The organism is Allorhizobium sp. NPDC080224, assembly GCF_050281005.1.
Taxonomy (GTDB): Bacteria; Pseudomonadota; Alphaproteobacteria; order Rhizobiales; family Rhizobiaceae; genus Allorhizobium.
This window is the reverse complement of the sequence record NZ_JBNNWJ010000006.1, coordinates 1-25893: the sequence shown is the minus strand read 5'-3', so window position 1 is coordinate 25893 and position 25893 is coordinate 1. Positions and strand designations below refer to the sequence as shown.

Below are 25893 nucleotides of genomic sequence, written 5' to 3'. Positions count from 1 at the left end.
TCCCGATGGAGCAATCATTTCGAAAAAACGTAGCAACCGCAACCGCGAAAGAAGGGTGCATACACGGCGTCAACGACGGCGCCAATTCTCCCAGACATATGGGTAGTCATAAGTTCTTTCGTGGGTCCGCTCCAGACGCTCTTGAATTAGTCTCATTCGCTCGTCTGAATTCTCGACAAAGTCGTGGAACTGGACCTGGATATTGTCGATCCTCTCCACACAGCCCGTCGCCAACATGTGGTCAAGGAGGTCGTATTCTCCCCCTTCGATGTTGATCTTTAGAAGACCAACATGCTCTACTCCATTTTCTCTCATCCATACATCAAAGGGGACAACCTTTGCGGAAAGAGTGCTTTCGCCTGACTTGAATTGACTCGAGGCGTCGCCAGAAATCGACAGCTCCATAGTGCCGTAACCCGCTCCGAGTGCGCACTGGTGCACTCGGATACGGTCGTTACGTTCAAAACGCCGCTCGATCTGCTGGGAATAATCGCTCACCGGTTCCACCACGTGGACCGTGCAGACGTAGCGCGAAAAGATATCGCTGGCCCACTGCCCCTCGAATCCCCCCAGGTCGACGACGATGTCATCCGAATTCAGGTTATATTCGAGACGGAGGGTCTTGTCGCCAAGATCCGCGACCCATTTGGCATGCGCCATCTCTTTGGCTGTCGGCGGCGGTGGAACATGCACCTCTGGCGCCGGTGTGAGGAGGGGATCAATCGCATCGGCGATCGCACCGATGCGTCGCTCCATGAAACGCAGAAGTCTGCTTGCGAACATCGAGTTCACTCCCAATCGCGCATCGGCACAGCGCGGCCACACCTTCTGGCCAACTCAAGATCTGCGCGAGCACTGTCCAATGCACCTTCACGCTCCCAAACGAGCGAACGCCAGTACAGATATTCCCCCCCGATTCCGTAGAGCAGCGAATGGCTGAAGATGTTAGGTAGCGACAACAGAACATCTCGCTCTTCGCCCTGAGCGCCCGCGATAACCGCCTCAAGTTCGGTTCTTTCCGCATCAGTGACGTCGCCAGATCTCAGCTTATGCGTGGCAGCCAACACCGGGGATATTTCGATGCGCTCGCGAATGCTTACAGGGAAGATGAAAAGGATATCACCGTTGATCACCACGAAACGATCGGGCCAGAGTGCGCTAACCTTTTCGAGAAGGTCCCGAAGCAAAGGATAACCATGATTTGCTTCATGAACCTCAAACCCGGTCGGCACATCAATAAAATAGCGCAGGTCGTCGACCATGATGATTGATTGACCAACGTCAAATTCCCTGATGCTATCAAGCTCTTTTACAATCGGAGTGTTTTCGTCCGCCTTCGCAGTATTGCCGCCGCTCCAATGCGCATCCAGCCAGAATATAGCGCTGCGTCCACCCAGACCCTTGGCGGCATCAGCAATTCTTGTCGCCGAATTTCCCAGCAGAATTTGCACACCCTGCTTCTGGGCAAATCGGCCCTGTGCCTTGCTATGCAGCTCGGGTGACAGTTCGATGCTGACCACCTTTTCAAAGAAGCCGAGCATGGCGTCTACGGTGTCACCGAGATAAGTGCCGGTTTCGACAAATGCTTCAGCGGACACCAGCGCCCCGAGCGCAGAGACCTTGACAGGATCAAGGCCTCCATTCGGCAGCTTGAAATTGCAAAGTGAAAGCTTCATCTATTTCGTCACCGTGCTCTTGAACTCGTCCAGCTCTTCGAAAAATTTCTGGGACTGACCAACTGGAATTTTCCGCAATTTCTCGGGTATTACCTGTATCTTGTCTTCGCGGATCGGCACACCGTGCCAGACCAATGTGCGGTCTCCGGCCAGCTTCACCACACCGTTGTAGCCGTGGTAGATAAATGTCTCGTATTGCTGATCCTTGATCTCCCAAGGACGATAGTCAGGAATTAAGTGCTGAACGCAGTCGACTTCTCGGATGAAGAATGCGTTCCAGTCCGACGTCGCCACCAACTTGTAGCCCTTCGCTTTCCCGAGCTCCCAGAAGGCCGCCAGCGAATTTCCAAAGCAGGTCTGATCGTGTTCATCCTGGATGTGAACCACATTCGCAGGTATTGTAGGGTTATACTCGACAACTACCAGCATGGGTTCGAACAGGGACAAATGCTCCCAGATCGCGTAGTCGTATCCATCGATATCTATTGACAAGACGTCTATTTTTTTAGGCGCACCTATGCCGGTCAAGATTGAATCTAAGGATTGCGGTCCTTCGGGAACAACGAAGCAATTCACCGGATCAATCCGGCTATTGTCACCGTAATTGCGGACCAGATCCAAGAATCTGGTGCTGTCACCTTCAATAAAGCATCCTGCCCAGCCTTTTTCAGCAAGGTGGGCGCAGTTGGAGAGATGCTTGCCGTCCCATGCCCCGAACTCGACAAAGTACCCGGTTTCAATTCCCAACTTGCTCAGGAAGTACTCGATCAGACCGTCTTCGCCCGTCTGGGAATATACATTGCGTTTGAAGCTTTCGTACTCAGCAGTCAGCCGCTGCGAAATCACCCGAGTTGTCATACTTTTAACCCCGTCAAGCTGTTGTGCTTGTTGTAAGTCCAGTCTAGCCGAGGTCTCGACACGCCCGGCAATGCTCCGGTCCAGCCATGTCGGCGCATATCGGCAAACCCGTGCTCAGCCACCTCGAAACGAAGTGCGTTTTCGTAAGCGAAGTGAAGAGGCGCCTCAAGTCCGAAGCTGCTGACCGCGATCATCGCCGCAAAGCGCCCGTTGTTGAACTGGTAAGCAGGAATCTCGCATCTGGCGGTGTAGATCCCCTTCTCACGTGGAGAGGCGTCCGCCGGCAGCGATATGAAGACACGCCCGCCAAACTCGTCGTAGAAGTGGAAGTTCGGGGCTGCGGGCTGGTCGAGGTCCTGAAGCACCTCATAGGTCAGATCGATGAAAAACGGCCGGTCGATTGAAAGCTGGCTCGTGACCAGATCCTGCTCATCAACGATCCGCACATGGTGGCACCGGATCTTGTCCTGGTGGTCACTATGCGCCACCACGCCCTCATCGCCAGGCACGAATCGAGCCTTACCCCAACCGTCGGCATTACCAGACTCGAGGGATCTCACATATTGAGAGGCCGCATCATCGACCGAGCCGAAGTATACGGCTTGCCCACGCTCGAGAAACATTGCCTTCTCACACATGGCCTTCACGGCCGACATGGAATGGCTGACGAAGAGGACGGTGCGGCCAGCTCCCGTCAGCTCCTTCATGCGCTCGGCGCATCGGCGCTGGAATGCCTGATCGCCGACCGAGAGCACCTCGTCCACGATCAGGATATCCGGATCGAGCCAAGCCGAGACGGAGAAGGCAAGCCGCACGTACATGCCGCTCGAATAGTGTTTCACCGGCGTATCGATGAATTTTTCGACACCGGAAAAATCCACAATCTGGTCGAACTTGGCGGTGATCTCGCTGCGGCGCATACCGAGGATTGCGCCGTTCAGATAGATGTTTTCGCGTCCCGTCAATTCCGGATGGAAGCCAGTTCCGACTTCAAGCAGACTGGAAACCTTTCCGCGGATCGCTACCTTGCCGCTTGTCGGCTCGGTGATGCGGCTGAGGATCTTCAAAAGGGTGGACTTCCCGGCCCCATTGCCGCCGATGATGGCAACCCGCTCGCCTTCAGCGATCTGGAACGACACGTCGTTGAGAGCCCAGAAGGTCTCCTTCGGCATGTCTTCATCAGGCATTGCACCGACAGCATCCTGCCGCGCGAAGGGGTTGGCCAGCAATTCGCGCAGGCTTCTGGCCTTTCGCTTCGAGTTGTGACTGATCACATAGCTCTTAGAGAGGTGTTCAACCTCAATGGCGAGGGGTCTAGATGTCATCGGCAAACCGTGATTCAGCGGCCCTGAAATAGATCAGACCGACAAGCAGGAAAGACACCGTGATGATGAGCGAGGACACGATGCCATAGAGGCTTGGCACTTGACCGATGATGGCCCATCGAAAGGCATCGATGATGCCGGCGATCGGGTTCAGGTAGTAAAGTGGCGCCCATTGTGCGGGAATGAGAGCCGTACTGTAGCCTACGGGAGAGGCGTAGATGCCCAGCTGCAACATGAACGGCACAATATGCCTGAAATCACGATAGCGCACCGTCAAGGCAGAGAACAACAGCCCGATACCAAGCGACAGAAGCCCAACCCAGAAGCCAAGCAGCGGAATTAACAGAAGTTTCCAGTTCGGATCGATGCCATACCAGAGCATCAAAAGCACAAGGACGGAGATGGAGACGACGAAATCCACCGCTCCGACCAGCACAGTGCTGGCCGGCACGATCATGCGTGGAAAGTACACCTTCGACAGCAGGTTGCCGTTTATGACCAAACTGTTGCTCGATTCCGCCGTCGCGTTCGAGAAGTAGAACCAAGGCAGCAGTCCCGTGAAGACGAGGATCGCATATGGCACATCACCTGACGACAGGTTGGCAATCCGACCGAAGACAACGGTCAGGATCATCATCGTCAGGAGCGGACGAATGAGAACCCAGCTCACACCGATCACCGTCTGCTTGTAGCGGACCAAAATGTCTCGCCAGGCCAGAAACAGGAGCAGTTCGCGATGGCGCCATAGATCCCCCCAGTACGCCTTTGCGGACACTCCGTTCTCGATTACCAGCACACTTTTACTGAGTGTCATTGCTCAACCATAGACACGCTACTTGTCGGCCCCACTGTCACTTGATGGGCGCTCACACTCTGAGCAGCCATAGGACCCTCTCGTTGCTCGGATTCTGTGGTTTTGATCTCTTTTTTTGCTGGAGAGAAACGGAGAAAACTAGGCGCACTGCTATGCTGACACGAAGCCGTAGCTCTCATTTTCACCGCCTGATGCCGTCCTATTTCCGTCACAAATGCTTCGAGCATACCGTTATCAGCCTCTCGCTTTGGACTACGAAACCCGAGCAGCTCCGCATTAGACGGGCCATACACTCGGGGCTGGATTGGGTCAATAGAACCTCGCTGATGGAAACCGCCAAACAAGGCCGCCGTCGAGTGCTCCAAAAGCCTCGCTTTCTCCTTCTGTCCAGCACCATCTGGCCTCAAGAGCCTTCTCGGCGCTGGCCGTGTTTGGCGGATTCCAACAAAGCTTCCCCGTGAACTGCCCCCATTTCGACCGGACAGTCGGCATAAGCAGAAAGGCTCAAGCACAGGCTTGAGGTCAGGCTTATGTCTACCGAGTATCGACACGTTGAATTGCTGACGGGCGATGTCCGCCGTAGACGGTGGACAACCGAGCAGAAGCTGACAATCATCGAGCAGAATTTTGAACCTGGCTAGACGGTGTGTTCCACCGCTCGCCGTCATGGCGTTGCGCCCAATCTGCTTTACCGGTGGCGCAGGCTCTGGAGTGAAGGAGGTGCTGCAGCCGTGGATTCTGACGAGCCGGTTGTCGGCAATTCGGAAGTGAAGAAGCTGGAGGATCGTGTCCGCGAGCTCGAGCGCATGCTCGGCCGCAAGACGATGGAGGTCGAAATCCTCCGTGAAGCCTTGTCCAAAGCAGACCCAAAAAAGCGGATATCGCGGCCGATCTTGTTGCCGAAGGACGGTGCCCGATGAAGGTCGCAGCCGACACGCTGGGCGTATCCCGTTCCAACCTCGTCGAGCGGCCGAAAGGAAGATCAAAGCCGCGCGGGTCCTATCACAAGCCCTAGGATGCAGAGCTTTTGCCCATCATCCGCAGACTGGTGGATCAAAGGCCAACCTATGGCTATCGGCGGATCGCCGCGCTCCTCAATCGCGAAAGGCGAGCCGCCGATAAGCCTGTCGTCAACGCCAAACGGGTTCATCGCATCATGGGCCACCACGTCATGCTGCTGGAGAAGCATACCGCCGTTCGCAAGGGCTCTATCCATGACGGCAAGGTCATGGTGATGCGCTCGAACTTGCGCTGGTGCTGGGATGGGCTGGAGTTCGCCTGCTGGAATGGCGAGGTCATTCGTATCGCCTTCATCATCGACAGTAAGCGGCAAGGAGACCCCATCTGGCGTCGCTGATGCTGGGCAGGGTATCCCGGACATACGAGTTCTCTGATTGTGAGGATCTATGTCTAGGCCTGCGGCTAGCCTTGGGTTGATGCGAATGATTGAGGCGGTGCCCGATCGCCTTGACGGGTCGCCGCGACAGTTGCGGCGGTTCTGGTCCGACGAATTCAAGGCCACAGCGGTTGAGCAGGCCTGTCAGCCCGGTGTGAACATGTCGGCAATCGCGCGGCAGATTGGGATCCTGCCATCTCAACTCTACCGCTGGCGTAGAGAACTGTTGGCCAGTGAGGAGCCTGGGCAACCAGCGCCGGCAGTTGAAAGGCAGAGCGCCGCCACCTGGCCCCGACTCCGTCGTCGAAATCGTCATTGGCGGTATCGTCGTGCGGGCCGGCCGACATGTCGAAGAAGCGCATCTGCAGCGCGTGATCCGGGCGGTTCGCTCAGCATGATCCCTGCAGGTGTAAAGGTCTTCCTCGCCAGCCATCCTATCGACTTCCGCAAGGGGCCGGACAGCCTGCTGTCGTTGGTGCGCGATGCTGGCAGTGATCCATTCAATGGCTCCCTTTATGTCTTCCGGGCCAAACGGGCGGACCGGGTCAAGATCGTCTGGTGGGATGGATCAGGGGTGTGCCTCTACTCGAAACGGCTGGAGAAGGCGCAGTTCTGCTGGCCTCGGATCGGCCATAACCGGGTGCAGCTCAACCATGCCCAGCTCATGGCGCTCGTTGATGGCATGGACTGGAAACGGGTCCGTTCAGTCGCGGTGAAGCCGCCGGAGATTGTTGGGTAAAGGCCTGCGGCGAAGTGAATCAACCGCCTGAAAGGGCAGGAAAACCGGAGCAAAATGTGCTCTGGTAGGCGCTATGACGCCGCCCGATTTGCAGCTCCCGGATGATGTAGAGACCCTGAAGGCCATGGTCCTTGCCATGGCCGAGAAAGCTGCGCGCACCGATGCTCTCGAGAGCGAGGTCGCAGATCTGAAGGCGAAAAACGCCGATGCTGATGAACGCATCGAACGACTCACCCAGATCCTGAAAGCCTTCGATCGTGCCCGCTTTGGCCGGCGATCGGAGAAGCTCGCATCTCCGACGATCGATGATGAGCAGCAGGCTTTTGTCTTCGAGGAAATCGAGACCGGGATTGCTGCAATCCGAGCCCAGGTGAACAACAGCGTCACCCATCCCGATAGCAAAAGTCCGCCGCGACCGCGCAAGGGCTTTGCACCTCATCTGGAACGGGTCGAAGTCGTGATCGAGCCAGACGAACTGCCCGAGCATGTCGGCAAACAGAAGGTTCTGATCGGTGAGGACGTCTCGGAGCGGCTGGACGTCGTGCCGGCGCACATCATCGAGGGCGGCATTCCGACGGAAGCGCTTCTCGCCCAGATCGCGGTGTCGAAGTATGCCGATGGCCTTCCACTCTATCGGCAGGAGGCAATCTATGCCCGCGACAAGGTCGAGCTTGACCGGAAGCTGAGGGCCCAATGGATGGGCAAGCTCGGCTTTGAGCTCGATATCCTGGCCGACTACCTCCTCGCCGAGATCAAGAAGGCGGAGCGCATCTTCGCTGACGAGACGACGTTGCCCACGCTCGCGCCCGGATCCGGATCGGCCAAGACGGCATGGCTAGGGGCTTATGCCCGGGATGACAGACCCTTCGGTGGCAGCGGTCCGCCGATGGTCGCCTATCGCTTCGAAGATAGCCGTGCTGGCGATCGGGTCGCCCGGCATCTGAGTGGCTATCGCGGTATCCTTCAAGTTGACGGGCATGGTGCCTACAACAAGCTTGCCCGATCCGACGGCGGCAATGATGGCGTGATACTGGCCGGCTGCTGGTCCCATAGCAGGCGCAAGTTCTATGAGCTCCACGCTTCGGATAGTTCCAGGATCGCCACCGAGACGGTGGAGCTGATGGCAAAGCTCTGGGAGGTGGAAGCAGCGGCCCAGGGACAGAGCCCTGACGGCCGTGTCGCGGCAAGCCAGGCGACATCTGCTGCTGTAGTCAACGAGCTCTTCGCCCTCTGGCAGAAGACCCTGCCGCGGATCTCCGGCAAGTCGAAGCTCGCCGAGGCGATCCGCTATGCCACCTCGCGTCGCTCCATCTTCGAGCGCTTCCTCTCCGACGGCCGCATCGAGCTCGACTCCAACATCGTTGAGCGCGCCATCAGGCCCCAGACAATTACGCGAAAGAACAGTCTCTTCGCTGGCAGCGATGGCGGCGGAAGGACCTGGGCGACAATCGCCACGCTCCTTCAGACGGCGAAGATGAACAACGTCGATCCGCAGGCCTGGCTCAGCCTAACCCGCGAGCGCATCGCCAACGGCTGGCCCAGCAGCGATCTCGAAGCACTCATGCCGTGGAATTACGCGGGCTGAACGGTCGCAGCTTGCCGCTTACCATCGACGTTCATCAGGGCTAAATGAAACTAGCCGAGATGTCCGGTCAAACGGGGTGCACTCCACCCCGCCACAGTGGCGGAAATCGAAAGCGGAGCGGCACAAGGAAATGAATAGAAATCTGCTACCAGAATAAGGCCCGGATTGCTCAAAGAACGAGATCGCCCGCCCCGCACGACTAGCGAACCCGCTCTGTCCATATCATCGGTGCCATCTGCCCCAGCAAGGCTAGGAAGCGGTACTGATCGTGCCGTGGTGCGGACACCTAGGCGATGACGCAGCACCTGGCCGAAATCTCCCGGCATGTGGCCGATGATACGCATGCTGTCGTCATTATGGATCAGGCCAGCTGATCAGTGAGGAGACGTGTAAGGCCCAGCTTAGAAACCCGCTAAAGGTGGGATAGTTACCGCGATTGTCTCAAAAGCATGCGCAAAATTTCAGTGGACCAATAGAGTCATTTTTCGCATCCTAAATTGGTTGGATTTTCAAGACGTGACAGCCGACGAGAGGCGTGCGACCACAAGTAGACTTCGGTAGGCGCTGGTAGCCGCCATAGAGCTATGTCGGGCGAGTGGCACCAAGATTGAACAATTTCAACACCATCCCAAGTTGTCTGCATATTATTGCGATTCAACATTGTCGCGAAACGCCGTGGACGCCCCGGAATGACTTCTCTAGCAATGCGGGCTTGCAAAGCAGGATATCTAACCAACAACGCCCCACCCAAATCCCAGAAGGCCTCTAGTCCTTCTACAGAATTTTCCGGCTTGACCGCATCAACTAGGATGAATGCATCATATTCTGCCTGCTCAATAAGATTCTCTGCAGGAAATCTATCCAATAAATCCGTCTGAAATTTCCAACTACGCACCCAACTCTGCAAGTTATAAATTGACGAAAATGAAAAAATGACAAGAAAACCAATCAAAATACTAAATACAAAAAATTTCACATGATGTTTGCACTTCTCAACAACCGCCCAAGAAACGGCAGGAATTAGAACCAGCCAAAGAGTGATTACGACCGTAGTTCGAGAGAATACTCCAGTTGACTGAATCCTGTAGTGAGCAAGCGCAAACAAAATTATTGACGTCAAGCATCCAACAGCAATCGCAATCAGCACCAAGAAAACCTGAGCACGCTTTTCATAAAAAGATACGAAAGCAAAAAGTCCGAATAGAAAGATTACTATGGCAATGCCTAATATATCAGGAAAAACAACGGAATTCAAAATCTCAGAAGGCAGCAAGCGGATACTTAACAAGGCTGTATCGAAAAACGAATAATTAAATGACCTGTCAATAGAAGCGCCAACGTACGCAATACCTCGGTTAAACATTACCAAAATGAATTGCGCGACAACAAATCCACTTAAAACAACAATTATGTCCTTTGGTTTTTTTAGATGAAAAGGTCCACCGCCAATTGCAACCAACAGAATAATTAATGGAATAAACGATAACCAGAAAAGTTCTGAGATTAAGGATATTCCTACAAAAATGGGCAAAGCCTTCAGGAGCTTCGACCGCGTAGTGCTAGTTCCCAGGATGACGATTCCAATAATACAAAAACCAATCACACTGATCTGCGCCGCAAACGTTGTTGGCCAGACCGAGAAGCCGAGCCCCCATGGAGCAGCTAGCCAGAATGAAGCAGCAAGTGAACCAGACCATAAAGCCGTCGCAGAATTAGCCACAAAGTAGCTTGCTATTGTCTTTGCAAGTAAGCCAACGGATGCGGAACAAACGGCAGTGATCACCACTAACGCAACCTGATAGTAGAAGGGATCAAGCGGCAGAATCAGAGCAAGCGAGACCAGAGCTAGCGCGTATATGGGTCTTGAAGCCTGCTCCAAAAATATATTTGGAATGTTACTTTGCGATACATGTACAAAAACCGCCCAATCGTCGTGATAGAAGCCCGTCACCCATGGGCGCCAAGCAACAACTAATATCCAAACAATACATGGAAGAGCCAGCGACGACAATTTGCTTTTTTCAGCGATCAACTTTATAACTCTAATGCTACTCACTTACTGCCACCGCCTTTATTCCGATATCGAAGTGGTCCGTCTACTTGAAATTCAACAAAATATCTAAGTATAATACGTAAACATGTGGTACGCATATAGTTGAGATGGCAGCCCCCTCAGATCGGAGCTTCTTGAACGCAGCATGCCCATCCTCTCCCCTCAGCGAGGCAAATACACCATAGGCACGCTAGAGTATATAGATGGCCTCATGCTCTGAGCCTAGGGCAGTCCGCTTAAGGGCGTTATAATGGCCTCGTCAAGCCTTATCTTATGAGCTTAAATCGAACTTCTAGAATGCGTTCCATTATTGGCCCTGCGCTTGGTGGACACGCTCGGGTTAGATCATCTGCCGTTCGGCAACCTCGACGGGCAACAGCATCCTGTTTCTGGGAGAACTCCAATTCCCAGAGGTCGAAGGTTTGGTGCCAGAGCACAAAGGACCGGACTCTCGTCAGTTTTGGGGGAAATTTTCAGTAGCGGGTCACTCCGCAACCGAATAACCTCGCTCGGCCAGCGAAACGTGTCCCGTTGGTACTTTTGCATGAAATTGGCTTTGCCCAATTAGCCCTCCTACCCAAATTTAAGGACATCGTCAGGGAAAAGCAGACGGCCACTTTTCGTTGTCAAGTCAACTCTTATGGAGTCGTTTTTTTGGTCTCCCCAAATATTGGATATCTGTTAGTTTCGCGTGCTGGCGCTCAAAACCTATCGAAACTCGAAATGCAGGTAATCGGCTGATACAATGCTGGGCTCGAAATGCCTTGAATGATTTTGCCATTCGTTTAGAGCAATACTCACTGAACAGGGAGAGTGAATTGAAAGATGTCCTAATTTTCGGTTTAAGCGACATAGCCGAAGTTGCCGCGTTTTACTTTTCCCAAACTACTAATCGCAACGTCGCAGCGTTCACGGTCGACGCGGCGTACGCCTCAACTCCATATAAAGACGGGAAGCCTGTTGTCGCATGGGAGCAAGTTGAAACCCTTTATCCACCCGAGAGTTTTGAAGTATTTGTTGCGTTAAGCTACGCAAAGCTCAACAAGGTACGGCGCGAAAAAGTCACTGAGGCCAGATCGAAAGGTTACTCTTTAGCTAGCTACATCAGCCCCCGCGCTACAACTTTCGATGGTTTCGATATTCGACCAAACCAGTTTATTCTCGAGGACAACACCATACAGCCTTTCGCGAAGATAGGCGAAAATGTAACGCTCTGGTCAGGCAACCATATCGGCCACCATAGCTATATTGCTGAAGACACGTTTGTCGCTTCGCATGTTGTAGTTTCAGGTGGCGTAACGATCGGACCGCGATGCTTCATCGGCGTGAATGTGACAATTCGTGATCACGTCAAGATTGGCGCCGACTGTGTCATCGGTGCCGGGAGCTTGGTCTTGACGGACATCCCCGATGGCTCCGTTGTAGCAGCCACGGGAACAGAAATATCAAAGGTGCCAAGCCACCGTTTGCGGCAGATTTAACGAGCATGAGGTGGCGTAAACTTGGCTTAGTGTTCTCACCGTTGGGTCAGCATCCAGCACTACTTACTCATGCAGCGCTGCCCGTGGCGGCCTCTTTGTCGAGCGACCTGGTTAGGGTGTTTTTCTCTGGCCGGGATGCCATGAACAGATCTTCTGTCGGCTCGGTCATTTTACGGATAGGCGATCGTCCGCGCGTAGAGGATGTCCCCTCAGATCCGGTCTTACTTCCCGGCGCCACGGGCGCTTTCGACGATAGTGGCCTGGGAGTCGGATGCATTGTACGCGGCGAAACCGAAGACAGACTGTACTACATGGGATGGAACGTCGGAGGCTCGGTCCCTTGGCGGAACGCCATTGGGGTAGCCGTCGGCTCGGTTGAAACTGGACATTTTGTCCGGCTCTCCGATGGTCCAATCATGGACCGCGACACGGTTGACCACTACAGCCTGTCATACCCTTGGGTTTGCCAGTCGGCTCGAGGTGTATGGACCATGTGGTACGGAACGCATTTAGCCTGGGGAGCCGAAAAAGCAGATATGTCGCACGCCATAAGGCGAGCCACCAGTACTGACGGAATCAACTGGACCAGGTCCTCAAAAGTAGTGTTGGGCCCACAAGGGAGTGACATTGCTGTCGTACGCCCATCGATAGTAGAGTTCGGTGACGGCTTTCAGATGTGGTATGCGCGGCGAGGATCAGGCGCCTATGGCATCGCCCACGCCATCTCTTCGGATGGTGTCACGTGGCAGCGTAGTTCTGAACAGGTATTGGAAACGGAACACAGCGGATGGGAACGCGGCGCTGCGACCTATCCAAGCGTATTCAACCACGCCGGTCGCCTCTGGTTGCTTTACAACGGAAGTGGCTACGGTGAAACGGGCTTTGGACTTGCCGTGTGGGACGAATGACGGACAAGCACTGTGAATTCCCAAAGTCCATAGTCCTGGAGGATCGCGACGTGGCGACCATAACGCTCGATACAGGTCTTTAGCACATCTACTGGATCAGCATAATAAAGATCCTCACGTCGCTTTTCTGCATCAGAGCAGAGTGAAAGCATATTGAAGCCGAAGCCCAGCTTACTAAACCGCGCGAGTTTATCAATTGTCGCATCGACATGGCTTGCCCATCCACGGACATCTGTTCCGCGGCGGACGTTGAAGATACCACTTGCCACCGTAAAGTCACAGATCGTTGGAGGCGTATCCCCGACACACCAGCGGACACCAGGCGCGTCACCAAATACAGAGCTGGCCGCATCAATCATCGCAGGTGACAGATCGCATCCGACGTAGTCTCCTTGATGGCCGTCTTCTCGGAGAACCCTCAGAAAATCCCCGTAACCGCACCCAAGGTCAGCGACCGAGGCAGCACGGTCTTGTTGAAATAAGCGCAAGAATTGTTCATGTCGGATTCGATGAGACCACTCATCGCCCCAATCGACGCCTTTAGGGGTGGGCCCATGCTGTTCTATAGCTGCAGTGTAATATTCTCTGACAGCAGAATTGATCACCTCGGCAACATCGGCATTCATGCAGCACCCCTTTGAAGCACGAGTTCTCTCGTCTGCTCCAAGCCCAAGTTCAGAATTGTATCTACAATCGACACAGAAGGAACAAACGCACCCCAAAGTTGACGGTATGGCTCTTGGAATTTACTATATTTCATCCACTCAACCGACATACCCATGGCGTTGAATTCATGCTCATCAAGATAATTCTTCGCGGAAGGACCAGATAAATAGATACTTGCTCCAGTTGCCATCGCAAGCTTCACTAAGCGATCTGTCGGAGACATTTGCACAAGTACTTCTCGTGGAACCAAATCGACGTCACGACTGAACTGGGACCTGATGCCGAGCATCTGACATATTGCCATTGTCATTGTCTGATTCATTTCGGACAGCGTCGGAGTATTGGCTACGCTTTCAAACAACTGCTCAACGAGCGGAAAACTCTCTCGGAAGTGGTGCGCGCGCCTGTAATTCAATTCGATACTTTTCAGATGAGTCTTCCACCAGTTTGGCTCTGCTATGTGGACTTCATCGATGGACGAATGAAAGTTCCCCTTTTGCATCACAGGAACAGAAAGCCAGTGGACGCCTTGAGGAGTCTTGATGGTATTCCTTGTTCGCCAATCGCGTCGTGTAAATTGCACGCTGTCAAGAAAAACAAAACAGTCGCACTGTGCAATGGCCGCAAACAAACCCCTCCATGGCAAGTAACTCGACTGGATGATCGCAACTCTTTTCATCTATTTTTTGGCCCAAAAAAACGGGCGATCACGTCGATCACTCTATGAACCTCACGATCGCTGAGCTTGTAATAAAGTGGCAATCGTAGAAGACGGCTGCTTATATCATCCGTGACTGATAGTGCGCCCGAAGCACGGCCATATTTACGTCCCGCCGGCGCCGAGTGGAGTGGCACGTAATGGAACACCGCGTTTATGTCATTTCGATTGAGATGCTGGATGAGATCTGACCGCACCGTTTCCGACTCCAGCAAAATCCAGAAGATATGACCGTTTACATCTGTCCCCGTTGCAGATGGTATTTCAATGTCACCGCTCATGGACAACGGAGCGAGAAGATCCCTATACATGTCATAAATTTCTCGCCGACGTTTACATATGCCATCAGCGCACTCGAGTTGGGCCATAAGAAATGCGCTAACGATCTCACCCGGGCAATATGACGAACCTATGTCTTGCCAGGTGTACTTGTCCACCTGACCACGAAAGAATCGACTGCGATCGGTACCCTTTTCTCGGATTATCTCTGCCCTCTCAATTAGCGCCTCATTGTTTATAATGAGCGCACCACCTTCTCCGGAGATAACATTCTTGGTTTCATGGAAAGAAAGACACCCTAAGTCACCTAGCGTCCCGAGAGGCTTGCCTCGATAAGATGAGAGATGTGCCTGTGCCGCATCCTCAACGACTATGAGGCTTTTGCGCCGCGCTGTGTCTAGAATGGGATCCATATCACAGCCCAAGCCCGCGTAGTGGACAGGGACGACAACCTTGCTACGTTCGGTGATCGCAGGCTCTATCAATGCCGGATCAATGTTCAAAGTCGCAGGGTCTATGTCAACAAACACAGGGGTGGCGCCGCGCAAGACGAACGCAGTCGCGGTGGCCGAGAAGGTAAATGACGGCATGATGACTTCGTCACCGGGCCCCACATCGGCCAGCATGGCGGCCATTTCCAACGCGGCCGTGCAAGAATGCGTCATCAGGACGCGCCGGGCAGCGAGAGCATTTTCGAGCCACTCTTCACAACGCCGCATGAAAGGGCCACCACCCGCGATCGTGCCGTTTCTTATGGCCTGCGCAATATACTCCATTTCGTTACCGACAATTGCCGGCCGGCCGAACGGTATTCTACCTTGCGAAGAGTGATTCATGATAAGGCTTCCAGAACGCCCCTACGGCGTAGTCGGGTTGTTTTGCCAGCCGAGGCCAGCCATGTCTAGTCGAGTGCGCCACATCATTGACTTCTCCTCCAAGATAACGCCGTCGGAAGAAAACCCGCCTTTCGGTTTTACTCAAGGCTCTTTCGTTCTGCCTGTGGATTCAGTGACGTCGCCTCAGTGACCTGTGCAAATTTGGTTCTGCAACCTCGCTAAGGCGCTTCGATGTTTCAGGATTTTGCCTGAAGCGTCGGATCGCACCGCTGCTACGTCGCTTCTACTTTATCCAGCATGACGTTGCAGGGTGATGAGCGAAGAGAAACGCGACGTAACGATACAGAAAGAGGAGCAATATACCGAAATCTAGTTTAGTATCCTGCTGCCGCTAGCTTCGTCGAAATCACTTAAAATTTCAATGATTTGGTTTTCGGGCAACGACAACTCGACTGCCGCCGACCGGCCACTTCAACCCAAAAATGGCTAACGACACTTCAATATTGAGAATGCAACGCAAAAGTCGATTGACCCATGCCGGCGCATCAAATTCCCTTTTCAGGATAGCCTCTAGCGGCTCTGGCCCGCGTCGGCGAAGACGACTTGCGGCCATGAGCGGGAGAAGTGTAGCTGTGTAAGAAGTCGAGAACAAGATTTCGAAGCCAACGGCTCTCATTTTCGCTTCCAACTCACCCCGACGATATCGACGCTTATGGTGACCAACTTCGTCCGCCTGACTCCACAGAAAGGGATGCTGCGGCACCGCAACTACGACGCCCCCACCTGAAGTCAAGCTGCGATAGAACTCCTTCAACACCAGCTCATCTTCTTCGATATGCTCTATAACATCGTAGGCTCCAACTAGGTCAAACGCACTGCACGCAGGAATGTCGCGGGCATCCATCTGGATAAACTGCACTGTGTCCGAGCCGGCGAGCCTATCTCGGGCATGCCGCAGACCCGAAGGATGAATCTCAGATGCGACCAAGTTTGCTTCGGGCAGCACTTGCCTGATACCTCGCAGCACAAAGCCGGTTCCACAGCCGATTTCCAAGTACCGACGGCAGGCGGGGAAAAATCTTAGGATGAGCTCCGTAATAAGGCGATTACGAGGCTCGAACCAGTAGTGACCATCTTCCTTGATGTACAAGTCCTCGAACCGGGTGGGATCAAAACCCGTCGCGGTGTCGGCAAGCTCGGGTGCGAATGACATTACTCCCCCCACCTGAACCGGTGCATGTCCGCAACTTGCGCACTGCCACCCCTCAGGCCATACGCTCTCCCGCTCCATGACAGCGAAACTCTCTCGGCAACGAGGGCAGATACGAGTACTATTCAACTCAAGCTCCGATCGCACTTACTGTTACGCCCGCTACAATCGTTACCATCCCGATAACTTGTAACATCGAAAGGCGCTCGCCAAACAACAAGACTGAGCCAATCGGAACAATCACGAAGGTCAATGCCATAAAGGGATATGCGACACCCAGTGAGGTTCGTTGAATAGCAAGCGTCCAACAGGCGCTTGCTACAACGGCCGCAACAAGTCCAGATATCACACCCGGATCGGTGAACATGGCGACAAGATAGTCAGTTCTGGTCGACGGCCCCTTGCCAATCATTGCGATTGATCTCGCCTTTACGACCAGTTGTCCATACGCTGTCAGTATAAGCGTAGCTGCAATGAAAAGATACTTCTCCATAAAGACCTCAACCTCGCGAATCAGTGGTGGTCAGTGCTACGCTTGGCTGCCCACGGTGTATACGTCTAATTACCGTGTAAGGCCGTCTTTTGGATTCGGTAAAAATATTGGCGATGTAAATTCCAATAATTCCAAGCAGAAGGACGTTAAGTCCGCCGAAAAAGGAAACCGTAACAATCAGCGAGGTCCATCCATCGGTTGCGACACCTGTCGAGATATATCGACCGATGGTATAGAGTATCATCACAGCGGAAAAAGACGCTGTGGCAAGTCCCAGATAAAGTATCATGTAGAGTAGGCGTGTCGATGTCGTCGTTACGTACTTCACGAGCATCTCCAACCTACGGGAGAAGGAGTAAGTCGTCGGCGACAGTGATAGCTTTCGCACTTTCAAGGGGACTTGACGGAATCCCGTAAGCAGCCAAAGATGGGCAATGAAGAATTCGCGGTCGCGGTGACGGACTAGGGCTCGAACGTAGTCCCGGGTCATAAATCGAGCTGTAACCAAGTTGCGCGGTAATTTTTCATCGCTGAGTCTTTCCACAAGCCAGAAAAACACTTCGCCAGTTACGCGCTCAACTCTGCCTCCTTTCCGCCGCTCTTGAACACCGTAGACTACATCACAGTCGCCAACGTTGAACCGGGACACGAACATGTCGAGTAGCTCTGGCTCCTCTTCCAGATCACTATCTATAAGAAACACGTAGTCACCGGATGCAACCGCAAGCCCGGTCATCATAGCCCGGTGATGCCCGAAGTTACGCGAAAGCTCCACCACGACCACCCGCGGGTCGCGGTCTTTCAGCTCCAGAGCAAGTTTCAAGCTTCCGTCACGCGAACCGTCATCGACAAACACGATCTCAAATTCAGCGAAGTGTCTAGATACGGCATGAACGCAACGTTCGTAGAACTCAACGACTGTAGCTTCCGATTGATACAGCGTTGCGACAACTGAAAGCTTACTTTGTCCGCCCATTTTTCCCCAACCAGTGTCAAACCCATAGCGCATTTTGCATGCTGTTAGCGCACCTAAACAGCTTATTCAAACGTAGGTTACCGACCGACTTCCGATCCACAAACTGGCAAAGGCAGCAGGTAGACCAGAGGAGCTTTATTCTTCTTCAGTGCATCTGCCAAAAACACAGACTCGCCCAATCTCAGTTATCTCCGATCCTGTTTCTCGCCCAGGTTGGTTTTGGCCTGCTCCAAATCTTTTAGCCTATTAAGTAGCCTTGATTTAAGCGGAGGGCACCTTTGGGGAGGTGCTTTAGGGCAACAACTGAAAATAGCTTGCTAAAGCATGTCGCATGCAGAACGCAGAATTCCTGCAGCTCGAGGAAAACACGCTTGAGAGACATAGTCCGAGATCGTAGAGGAAATCATTTACCAAAATGATGGCGCCGACAGCTTTCAAGCAGGCCGGCGCCAAACCTTTAGACCCAAATCAAGGTAAGAGCTGGCACTGATCATTCATGGTGATCATAGGCCTTGAAGCCGCCCTTCTTGACGAGCGAGTCACGCTTGGCTGCCGTGAAATCGGCGTCGACCATTTCTGTGACCAGCTCCTTCAGCGTCGTCTTCGGCTCCCAGCCCAGTTTTTCCTTGGCCTTCGTCGGGTCGCCAAGCAGCGTCTCGACTTCAGTGGGACGGAAATAGCGCGGATCGACACGAACGATGAGCTGGCCCGGCTTGAGCAGCAACTCGTCGTTCGAGACTGTTTCGACGATGCCGATTTCACTCTCGCCCTCGCCTTCGAACCGGAGGGTAAAGCCGAGGGCCTCTGCGGCGAACTGCACGAACTGCCGGACGCTGTACTGGACACCGGTGGCGATGACGAAATCCTCGGCCTGCTGCTGCTGGAGCATCAGCCATTGCATCTCAACATAGTCGCGAGCATGGCCCCAGTCACGCAAGGCGCTGAGATTTCCGAGATAGAGACAGTCCTGCAAGCCGAGCGCTATACGGGCGATCGCGCGCGTGATCTTGCGGGTGACGAAGGTTTCGCCGCGAACCGGGCTCTCATGATTGAAGAGAATCCCGTTGCACGCGTAGATCCCATAGGCTTCACGGTAGTTTACGGTGATCCAGTAGGCATACATCTTGGCGACAGCATAGGGACTGCGCGGATAGAAGGGCGTTGTCTCCCGCTGAGGGGTCTCTTGCACCAGCCCATAGAGCTCGGAGGTTGATGCCTGATAGAAACGGGTCTTCTGTTCCAGCTTCAGGATCCGGATCGCCTCGAGAATGCGCAATGCGCCAATGCCATCTGCATTCGCTGTGTATTCCGGCTCTTCGAAACTGACGGCAACATGCGATTGCGCCGCCAGATTATAGATCTCGTCAGGCTGCGTCTGCTGAATGATCCGGATCAGACTCGACGAATCCGTCATGTCCCCATGATGAAGGACGAAGCTCCGATTCTTCTCGTGCGGATCCTGATAGAGATGATCGATACGATCAGTATTAAACAGGGAACTGCGCCGCTTGATGCCGTGGACTTCGTAACCCTTGTCCAGCAAAAACTCGGCGAGATATGCGCCATCCTGGCCGGTAACGCCCGTAATCAGGGCAACCTTCTTCTTCTGGTCTGACAAGGCAAGTTCCCTTGAAAAATTGTTCGATCTCGGTCGCGCAGCTCAGCTGCGACCGCTCAAGTAGTCCTCATAAGCTTCACGCAGGCCGGAGTCGAGGGTGATCCTGGCTTTCCAACCCAACCGTTCCAATCGGCCGCTATCCATCAGCTTCCTGGGGGTGCCATCCGGCTTTCCGCTATCAAACTGAACAGGTCCGCTGTAGCCTACGATGTCTGCCACAAGGTACGCGACATCTCGTATGGTGATATCCTGCCCGTAACCGACATTGATGTGGCTGGACATGGGCAGCGTGACGGAATCGTAGGTTGCTTTGTCTAGTTCCATCACAAAGACACTCGCTTCTGCCATGTCTTGGACATGCAGAAACTCACGATAAGGCGTGCCCGTACCCCACAGTAAGACTTTTGGTTCGCCAAAGAATTGGGCGCGAGACCCATCGAAGCCAATCATCTGAAGGATGTCGGCTGGAATTGGTCCGTACCGATTCACATCAGCCTGCAGCTCGGCAACATCCTTGTTCGACGCGAGCTTCGCCAGATGAAACTTGCGTATCATCGCAGGCAGCACATGACTGTTTTCCAGATGGTAGTTATCCCCCGGACCATAAAGATTGGTCGGCATAACGCTTCGATAGTCGCGACCATATTGCCGATTATAGCTCTCACAGAGCTTGATGCCCGCGATTTTGGCGATCGCATATGGCTCATTGGTCGGCTCCAGGGTGCCGGTCAGCAAAGCGTCCTCGCGCATGGGCTGCGCAACGGCCTTGGGGTAGATGCAGCTCGAGCCAAGAAAAAGAAGCTCCTGAACATCATGGACATGGGCCGCATGGATGACGTTGGCCTGGATCATCAGGTTTTGGTAGATGAAGTCGGCAGGGTAAGTGTTGTTCGCGTAGATGCCACCGACCTTGGCCGCCGCGAGATAAACCTGGTCCGGCTTCTCTGCGGCGAAGAATTCGAGCACAGCCGCCTGGTTTGCAAGGTCCAGCTCGCTGTGACTGCGGCATATGATGTCGCAGTCACCCCGCGACTGCAGGACCCTCATGATAGCCGATCCGACCATTCCGCGATGACCGGCAATATAGACCTTTATTCTCTTCGCCATATCCGCCTATTCCATCAACCGAAGCCCCGTCCCGTCGTGCTGGCCGTCAGCAAGGCTGGGCAGTCATTGAGAGGGACGAGATTTATGCACGCGACCTACATCCTGTCTTATCGAGGGTCAACAGAGATGGCAGTTGCGCCGCCTTTGCTGCGTATGGTGACTGGCGAGCTTCATCGCGTGAAAGGTAGTCGTGACAGTTGCCGCGATGACTCATTGAGTAAACCAGATTGTGGTGCGAGTAACCGATCTCAGCAAGCGTTGTTAGACGCGTGAGATCGTGTCCCAGGACGTGATGCAGCCTAGGCATCTCCAATCGCCGCATCCCTATCTCAATCGCGAGGATGAGCAGCGTTTGAAATATGGCGTCTGTCCGCCGTCGCAGCCATCGAGAAGCCTTTGCTCTTCGTCGCCAGTCAGTCTGCGGCTGCGCGTGTTTCGGATCAGCGGACGGCGAACCAGCTTCATCACGTTCTTTGCGAGCGGCAGACCCCAATCACGAATGGCGACCTCAAGGACGTGGGTCAGGATCGCAAGCTCGCGGACGGTCGTAGACGCAGCTACCGACTGAAGTCGCAAGTCACGGAACGACGCGATGTCCTGCCGGCTCAGTCCGATCAGCGTCCGGCAAGAGAGATCATGACGGCGCAGCACATCGATCCGCTGGCTCTGCTGCACGGACCCGCGCTTGGTGGGCGAGATCTCGCGCTGGTAGCGCTCCAGGAACTGACCGAGTGTCGTGCTTTCCAGGATCTTCGTGTCTGGAGCTGCACCGAAGCGGTCAACCTGGGCTTCCAGATCGCGCGCCCACTTCTCGGCTTCCTGCTGGGTGTCGAAGGACTTGCACCGAGGCTTCATGCCACGGCGACGCACCTGCGCTTGCCAGGTGTCCTCTGAGCTTCCAGATCGTCGCCATTTGACCTCCAACGTAGATGAAGATCACGCGTAGGATGCCCCGGAGAGATGTGAAGGATTATACCCTGCGCACTACTGCACTAGATTGCTTTACCACCGCTGGATAGCTGATTTGCCATCTCCGGCATTGTCCGTGGTTTTGCCCAGATAAGCCAGACGGCCAACGAAACCGTGAGACACGCCGGGATGTTCCAGCCCCCCGTCAGACCCAGTTCCGTTCCTTTGCAAAGAATAACAAGCCCCACGGCATCTGCAGCAACTAGTGCCGCCCGCCATCGCAGTTTTTCATCTCTTACGGGCCAAGCGCCGAAAGAATTGCCGAAGATAAAAAAGCCAAGATAAGCCGCTACCAATATCTGTAGCTCTGGCGGGTTATTTCTGGACAAAATCGCGATCGCAGCCATAAAACTGAGATGAATTCCCTCGCAAATCACGCCGAGAACTGAAATCTCGGCTGCCGACCTCGCTAATATTAAAATGTAGTCTAGGATCAAATAGACTGAAAGAAGGAACAGGGTAGCGACCACCGGTAGGAGTGCAAATACGCCAACTCCTTGACGATTGAACAGAGCGTCGAACAGCGTCCATATAATGTTGCCTGCAACAGCGGGAGTCAGCAGGCCAGCGAATAGTGTTAATGTCAGCTGCTTCATGGAGATTCCCCTTAATGAGGTGAAGGCCATTCAATTTATCTATGTATAAATTTCTTGAAAGCTTGCTGCAATTCTCTTGCAATTTCTTATCTGCAAGGGCTGTCAAACTTCGACACCATGAACGCCGGGAAAAGCGCGTCCGCTCCCGCCGGCAACCGACGGGTCTGCATATACGAGTTTCGGAAAATCGTCGGGCAGTGCCTCAAGAGTAGGCCTGGCGAACTTCGTCGCAAGCATCCAACGTTCGGTCAAATCAACAAACCGCGGAAAGACCTTGCACCCCAAAAGGGTGTCCGACCTGAGAGATAGGTGACGTTTTGTACCGGAGACATGGGTAACACTTTTCGCTTTGGCGGGAGGTGTTGATGCCGTGGAGAGAGACTTCGGTCATGGAAGAGCGTCTTCGTTTTGTCGCCCGGCTTCTGGAGGGCGAAGGAATGAGCGAGGTATGCCGAGACTTCGGCATATCGCGCAAGACTGGCTATAAGATCTTCAATCGCTATAGGCAGGAGGGTCTGGAGGCGTTGACGGATCGGTCGCGCCGTCCGGTGCGCTATGCCAATCAACTGCCAGATCAGATTGAGGCGATGATCGTCGCGTCAAAGAGAGACAAGCCGCATTGGGGTGCGCGCAAGATCAGGGAGCTGCTTGTCCGCAAGCTCGCAGGTGATATGCGCATCCCCTCGACCAGCACTGTTCATGCGGTTCTCGATCGCCACGGGCTGGTAGCCCAGGCCCGCAAGCGCCATCGTAACAAGGCCGAGGGCACGGACCTCTCTCATGCGATCACTCCCAACGATCTCTGGTGTGTCGACTTTAAGGGCGAGTTCAAGCTGGGGGACGGACGATACTGTTACCCCTTGACGGTCACCGACCAGGCGTCACGCTATCTTCTTGCCTGCGAAGCCTTTTCGTCGAACAAGGAGCTTCCCGTCATCGAGGCCTTTCGCCGGCTGTTTGCCGAGCGTGGTCTGCCAAACGCAATCCGCAGCGACAACGGCGTGCCCTTCGCCAGCCCGAACGGCCTTTATAATCTGTCGAAGCTCTCCGTCTGGTGGTTGAGGCTGGGCATCGCCATCGAACGTATCAAGCCCGGCCATCCGCAACAGAACGGCCGGCACGAGCGCATGCACCTGACATTGAAGAAGGAAGCCACACGGCCTGCGGGCATGAACATGCTGCAGCAGCAGGCTCGTTTCGACGCCTTCGTCAGCGAGTTCAATACAGAACGCCCGCATGAGGCCTTGAACATGCGAACCCCGCAAGACATCTACAGCGCCTCGACCCGAACCTACCGGGGCCTGCCGCAGGTCGATTATCCCTTCCACGACAGAGATGTGCTGGTCACTACCTGCGGACGTATCTGCATGCATCGCAAGAAGATCAACATCTCCGTCGTCATGGCAGGCCAGAAACTCGGCATCAAGGAAGTCGACGACGGCATTTGGCTCGTCAGCTTCATGCGCTATGATCTAGGATATATCGACCTCGAGCAAAGGACATTGCAAACCATCGACAACCCGTTCGGCACGAGGTTGTCACCCATGTCTTAGGTACATGATGTTACCTATGTCTTCGGTATGGACAAAGTTCACGATGGCGGAGAGGGTGGGATTCGAACCCACGATACCCTTGCGAGTATGCCGCATTTCGAGTGCGGTGCTTTCGACCACTCAGCCACCTCTCCGGTCACATTGGTCGGCGCTCGATGGCGCGGGCTGTCTCATAGCGGCAACTTCTCCCGCATGCAAGAGCGAATGTGGTGCTTTCTACATTCAGCTACCAGAACATGGAACTACCGGGCCGTGCCCTATGCAAGCCTGCGTTCTTCACCGATATCATATCTGGCAAACAGCCGCCGATCCGGCGTTCCGAACTCTCCTCCACCGTCTTGAGCGGCCACTTCACGCACGTAGCGCACACAGCGCACAGACCGCGCCCGACGCCTGGAATCGGCCCGAATCAAAGCCGCGCCTGCGCGAGATCCGGGCCAGACAATGAAGAGCATCGGAGGCGTCAGCATAGCGACGGGCCAAAGCCTGGGACGCCGGGAATTCTCGACACGTCAGGGCCGGACAAAGGGAAGCCGCAGGAGCCTGAGCATAGCGACCCCAGTGGGGGTCAGGCGGGACCGCCTTCCCCCGGCCATGGCGTACCGCATGAAGGGGCCGTGAGCTTAGTCGGAGAAGCCGCACCCACCACCGCCCTCACCTGCCCGACCGTCCCAACGTCTTTGCAATGTCGATGATGTCATCACGGGCTGCCGTCGGATCATCCTTGCTCCAAGCGACACCGAGCCCGATCTTAAGATCGATCCCTGTCACCTTCTTCAGCGCCACATCCCTACCCGGCAGATCTCCCGTCCATTCAGGCGCGAAGCCGACACCAAGGCCTGAAGACACAAGCGAGATCAGCGAGAAGGTGTCGTCACAGGTATAGGCGACATTGTCATTCAGCCCATGCTCTTCGAAGGTCTCGGCAAAATAGCGCTCGGTGTAGGAAAGGTTCTGCCGTTTGAAGGCGATGATCCTCTCGCCCCCCAGATCTTCGATCGTCACCTCGTGCTTCGAGGCAAGCGGGTTTCCCATCGGCACCGCCAGCAGATAGCGCTCATGGGCAATCGAGAAGAAGCGCAGCGAGCCGATATTCTCGACCGGCCAGATGAAGCCGAGGTTCAGCTTGCCGCATTCGAGCTGCCGGATGATCTCTGATGTCGAGCCATTCGAGACATGCAGCCGGATATCGGGAAACTTCCGGCCGATGCGCGCGAGGAAGGCTGGCAGCACACCTGTCGTTGCCGGATAGATCGTGCCAATCCTGATCTCCCGCATGGTGCCACCTCCTGCCGCCCGCGCCATCTCTGCTGAGAGATCCAGTTCTCCCAGCATTCTGACACAGCGATCGTAGAACACCTCCCCTGCCCGCGTCAGTTCCACCTTGCGGGTCGAGCGCGTCAGCAACTGCACCCCGAGCCCCTTCTCCAGCGCCTGGACCTGCGTGCTCAATGCCGGCTGGGCAATGTTCACCCGCATGGCGGCACGGCCAAAATGCAGCTCCTCGGCCACGGCAACGAAGTAGGAGAGTTGGCGGAGTTCCATGTATGCCTCCAGCCACACTGCGGCTCACAGCACGACAGAGGGCATCAGAAAACGCATTATGTCGGATATATCCGATGGTTTAATGCAATGCAAGATGGTGGCCATGCTTCATGGACACTCGTACTCGCATTGCCTGGAACCTGAGACGCCTGCGGATCGCCAAAGGCCTGACGCAGGAGAATTTGGCAGTCGATGCGGGTGTTGACCGAAGCGTCATCAGTGACCTTGAACGCTCCAGACACAATGTATCCATTAACCTGCTCGACAGACTCGCTTCAGCTCTGTCAGTGGATATTTCAGTGTTTTTTGTTGTGCCGTCGGCGGACGAGCAAGCAGCACGTCCACTGAAAGTCGGACGGAAAGCGAAAAGCTGAGCGGTTTTCGATCGTGTCCCAGCGCGTTCTCTAATCGCGGTTGTCAAGCTGGTCGGAGCGGGCATCGCAGGTCAGGCTCATGGTTCTCTTCGAGGTCGGCACTTTGACCGCCTCATCA

The 25893-nt window shown here is 54.5% G+C and carries 21 protein-coding genes, 1 tRNA gene and 2 pseudogenes; 6 read left to right on the top strand and 18 right to left on the bottom strand.

Annotated elements, in window-relative coordinates; translation table 11 throughout:
- Positions 1-69 precede the first annotated feature (69 nt).
- From ACQKP1_RS23025 to ACQKP1_RS23005, 5 genes are read right to left on the bottom strand one after another with little or no spacing between them, the layout of a single operon-like run.
- Positions 70-783, bottom strand: coding sequence for an FkbM family methyltransferase (locus tag ACQKP1_RS23025; protein WP_427277173.1), 714 nt, complete (start codon positions 781-783; stop codon positions 70-72).
- A 5-nt stretch (positions 784-788) separates the two neighbouring features.
- Positions 789-1676, bottom strand: a complete 888-nt coding sequence (locus ACQKP1_RS23020; RefSeq protein WP_427277172.1) for a hypothetical protein — start codon at positions 1674-1676, stop codon at positions 789-791.
- Positions 1677-2534 carry a hypothetical protein gene (locus ACQKP1_RS23015; protein ID WP_427277171.1) on the bottom strand — a complete coding sequence of 286 codons (858 nt, stop codon included), beginning with the start codon at positions 2532-2534 and terminating at the stop codon, positions 1677-1679.
- On the bottom strand, positions 2531-3859 hold the full coding sequence (locus ACQKP1_RS23010) for an ABC transporter ATP-binding protein (protein ID WP_427277170.1): 1329 nt from the start codon (positions 3857-3859) through the stop codon (positions 2531-2533). The genes ACQKP1_RS23015 and ACQKP1_RS23010 overlap by 4 nt, the downstream gene beginning before the upstream one ends.
- Positions 3849-4634 (bottom strand): ABC transporter permease, encoded by a 786-nt coding sequence (locus ACQKP1_RS23005; RefSeq protein ID WP_427277169.1) that lies wholly within the window; start codon positions 4632-4634, stop codon positions 3849-3851. The genes ACQKP1_RS23010 and ACQKP1_RS23005 overlap by 11 nt, the downstream gene beginning before the upstream one ends.
- Positions 4635-5203: 569 nt before the next feature.
- On the opposite strand from ACQKP1_RS23005, the pseudogene ACQKP1_RS23000 reads away from it, so the two are divergent.
- From ACQKP1_RS23000 to tnpC, 3 genes and pseudogenes are all read left to right on the top strand, one after another.
- Positions 5204-5997 (top strand): annotated as a pseudogene (locus ACQKP1_RS23000) (transposase); the annotation flags it as partial.
- Between the two features lie 118 nt (positions 5998-6115).
- Positions 6116-6808 (top strand): IS66 family insertion sequence element accessory protein TnpB, encoded by a 693-nt coding sequence (gene tnpB / locus ACQKP1_RS22995; protein ID WP_427277168.1) that lies wholly within the window; start codon positions 6116-6118, stop codon positions 6806-6808.
- Positions 6809-6881: 73 nt separating this feature from the next.
- On the top strand, positions 6882-8393 hold the full coding sequence (gene tnpC / locus ACQKP1_RS22990) for an IS66 family transposase (RefSeq protein WP_427277167.1): 1512 nt from the start codon (positions 6882-6884) through the stop codon (positions 8391-8393).
- A gap of 478 nt (positions 8394-8871) precedes the next feature.
- Here tnpC and ACQKP1_RS22985 read toward each other — a convergent pair whose 3' ends face one another.
- Entirely contained in the window at positions 8872-10425 is a 1554-nt protein-coding gene (locus tag ACQKP1_RS22985) for a hypothetical protein (RefSeq protein WP_427277166.1), read from the bottom strand.
- Between the two features lie 785 nt (positions 10426-11210).
- Here ACQKP1_RS22985 and ACQKP1_RS22980 point away from each other — a divergent pair.
- Positions 11211-11927, top strand: a complete 717-nt coding sequence (locus ACQKP1_RS22980; protein ID WP_427277165.1) for an acetyltransferase — start codon at positions 11211-11213, stop codon at positions 11925-11927.
- An 865-nt stretch (positions 11928-12792) separates the two neighbouring features.
- On the opposite strand, the gene ACQKP1_RS22975 is transcribed toward ACQKP1_RS22980, so the two are convergent.
- The 10 genes and pseudogenes from ACQKP1_RS22975 to ACQKP1_RS22930 form a co-directional block, all read right to left on the bottom strand.
- Positions 12793-13461 carry a class I SAM-dependent methyltransferase gene (locus ACQKP1_RS22975; protein ID WP_427277164.1) on the bottom strand — a complete coding sequence of 223 codons (669 nt, stop codon included), beginning with the start codon at positions 13459-13461 and terminating at the stop codon, positions 12793-12795.
- The gene (locus ACQKP1_RS22970; protein ID WP_427277163.1) at positions 13458-14180 is read right to left on the bottom strand and encodes a WbqC family protein; all 723 of its coding nucleotides are present in this window, start codon (positions 14178-14180) and stop codon (positions 13458-13460) included. The genes ACQKP1_RS22975 and ACQKP1_RS22970 overlap by 4 nt, the downstream gene beginning before the upstream one ends.
- Positions 14177-15334, bottom strand: coding sequence for a dTDP-4-amino-4,6-dideoxygalactose transaminase (gene rffA, locus ACQKP1_RS22965; protein WP_427277162.1), 1158 nt, complete (start codon positions 15332-15334; stop codon positions 14177-14179). Before rffA ends, ACQKP1_RS22970 begins: the two co-directional genes overlap by 4 nt.
- A 418-nt stretch (positions 15335-15752) precedes the next feature.
- Positions 15753-16547: a class I SAM-dependent methyltransferase gene (locus ACQKP1_RS22960; protein WP_427277161.1), complete on the bottom strand. Its 795-nt coding sequence runs from the start codon at positions 16545-16547 to the stop codon at positions 15753-15755.
- A 127-nt stretch (positions 16548-16674) separates the two neighbouring features.
- A complete protein-coding gene (locus ACQKP1_RS22955) occupies positions 16675-17037 on the bottom strand; it encodes an EamA family transporter (RefSeq protein ID WP_427277160.1) in 363 nt (120 codons plus the stop codon).
- Positions 17038-17044: 7 nt separating this feature from the next.
- On the bottom strand, positions 17045-18046 hold the full coding sequence (locus tag ACQKP1_RS22950; RefSeq protein ID WP_427277159.1) for a glycosyltransferase family 2 protein: 1002 nt from the start codon (positions 18044-18046) through the stop codon (positions 17045-17047).
- Positions 18047-18503: 457 nt separating this feature from the next.
- Positions 18504-19631, bottom strand: a complete 1128-nt coding sequence (gene gmd / locus ACQKP1_RS22945) for a GDP-mannose 4,6-dehydratase (RefSeq protein WP_427277158.1) — start codon at positions 19629-19631, stop codon at positions 18504-18506.
- A 42-nt stretch (positions 19632-19673) separates the two neighbouring features.
- Positions 19674-20738: a GDP-L-fucose synthase family protein gene (locus ACQKP1_RS22940; protein WP_427277157.1), complete on the bottom strand. Its 1065-nt coding sequence runs from the start codon at positions 20736-20738 to the stop codon at positions 19674-19676.
- A gap of 304 nt (positions 20739-21042) precedes the next feature.
- Positions 21043-21651 (bottom strand): annotated as a pseudogene (locus tag ACQKP1_RS22935) (site-specific integrase); the annotation flags it as partial.
- A 79-nt stretch (positions 21652-21730) separates the two neighbouring features.
- A complete protein-coding gene (locus ACQKP1_RS22930) occupies positions 21731-22303 on the bottom strand; it encodes a hypothetical protein (RefSeq protein WP_427277156.1) in 573 nt (190 codons plus the stop codon).
- Between the two features lie 365 nt (positions 22304-22668).
- On the opposite strand from ACQKP1_RS22930, the gene ACQKP1_RS22925 reads away from it, so the two are divergent.
- Positions 22669-23856 (top strand): IS481 family transposase, encoded by a 1188-nt coding sequence (locus ACQKP1_RS22925; RefSeq protein ID WP_427277155.1) that lies wholly within the window; start codon positions 22669-22671, stop codon positions 23854-23856.
- Positions 23857-23900: 44 nt separating this feature from the next.
- On the opposite strand, the gene ACQKP1_RS22920 is transcribed toward ACQKP1_RS22925, so the two are convergent.
- Together ACQKP1_RS22920 and ACQKP1_RS22915 are read right to left on the bottom strand one after the other, a co-directional pair.
- Positions 23901-23990, bottom strand: a tRNA-Ser gene (locus ACQKP1_RS22920).
- A gap of 520 nt (positions 23991-24510) precedes the next feature.
- Positions 24511-25401, bottom strand: a complete 891-nt coding sequence (locus ACQKP1_RS22915) for a LysR family transcriptional regulator (protein WP_427277154.1) — start codon at positions 25399-25401, stop codon at positions 24511-24513.
- 110 nt (positions 25402-25511) lie between these two features.
- Between ACQKP1_RS22915 and ACQKP1_RS22910 the strand changes: the two genes are divergently transcribed.
- Complete coding sequence (locus tag ACQKP1_RS22910; protein WP_427277153.1) at positions 25512-25775, top strand: helix-turn-helix domain-containing protein; 264 nt, start codon at positions 25512-25514, stop codon at positions 25773-25775.
- Positions 25776-25893 lie beyond the last annotated feature (118 nt).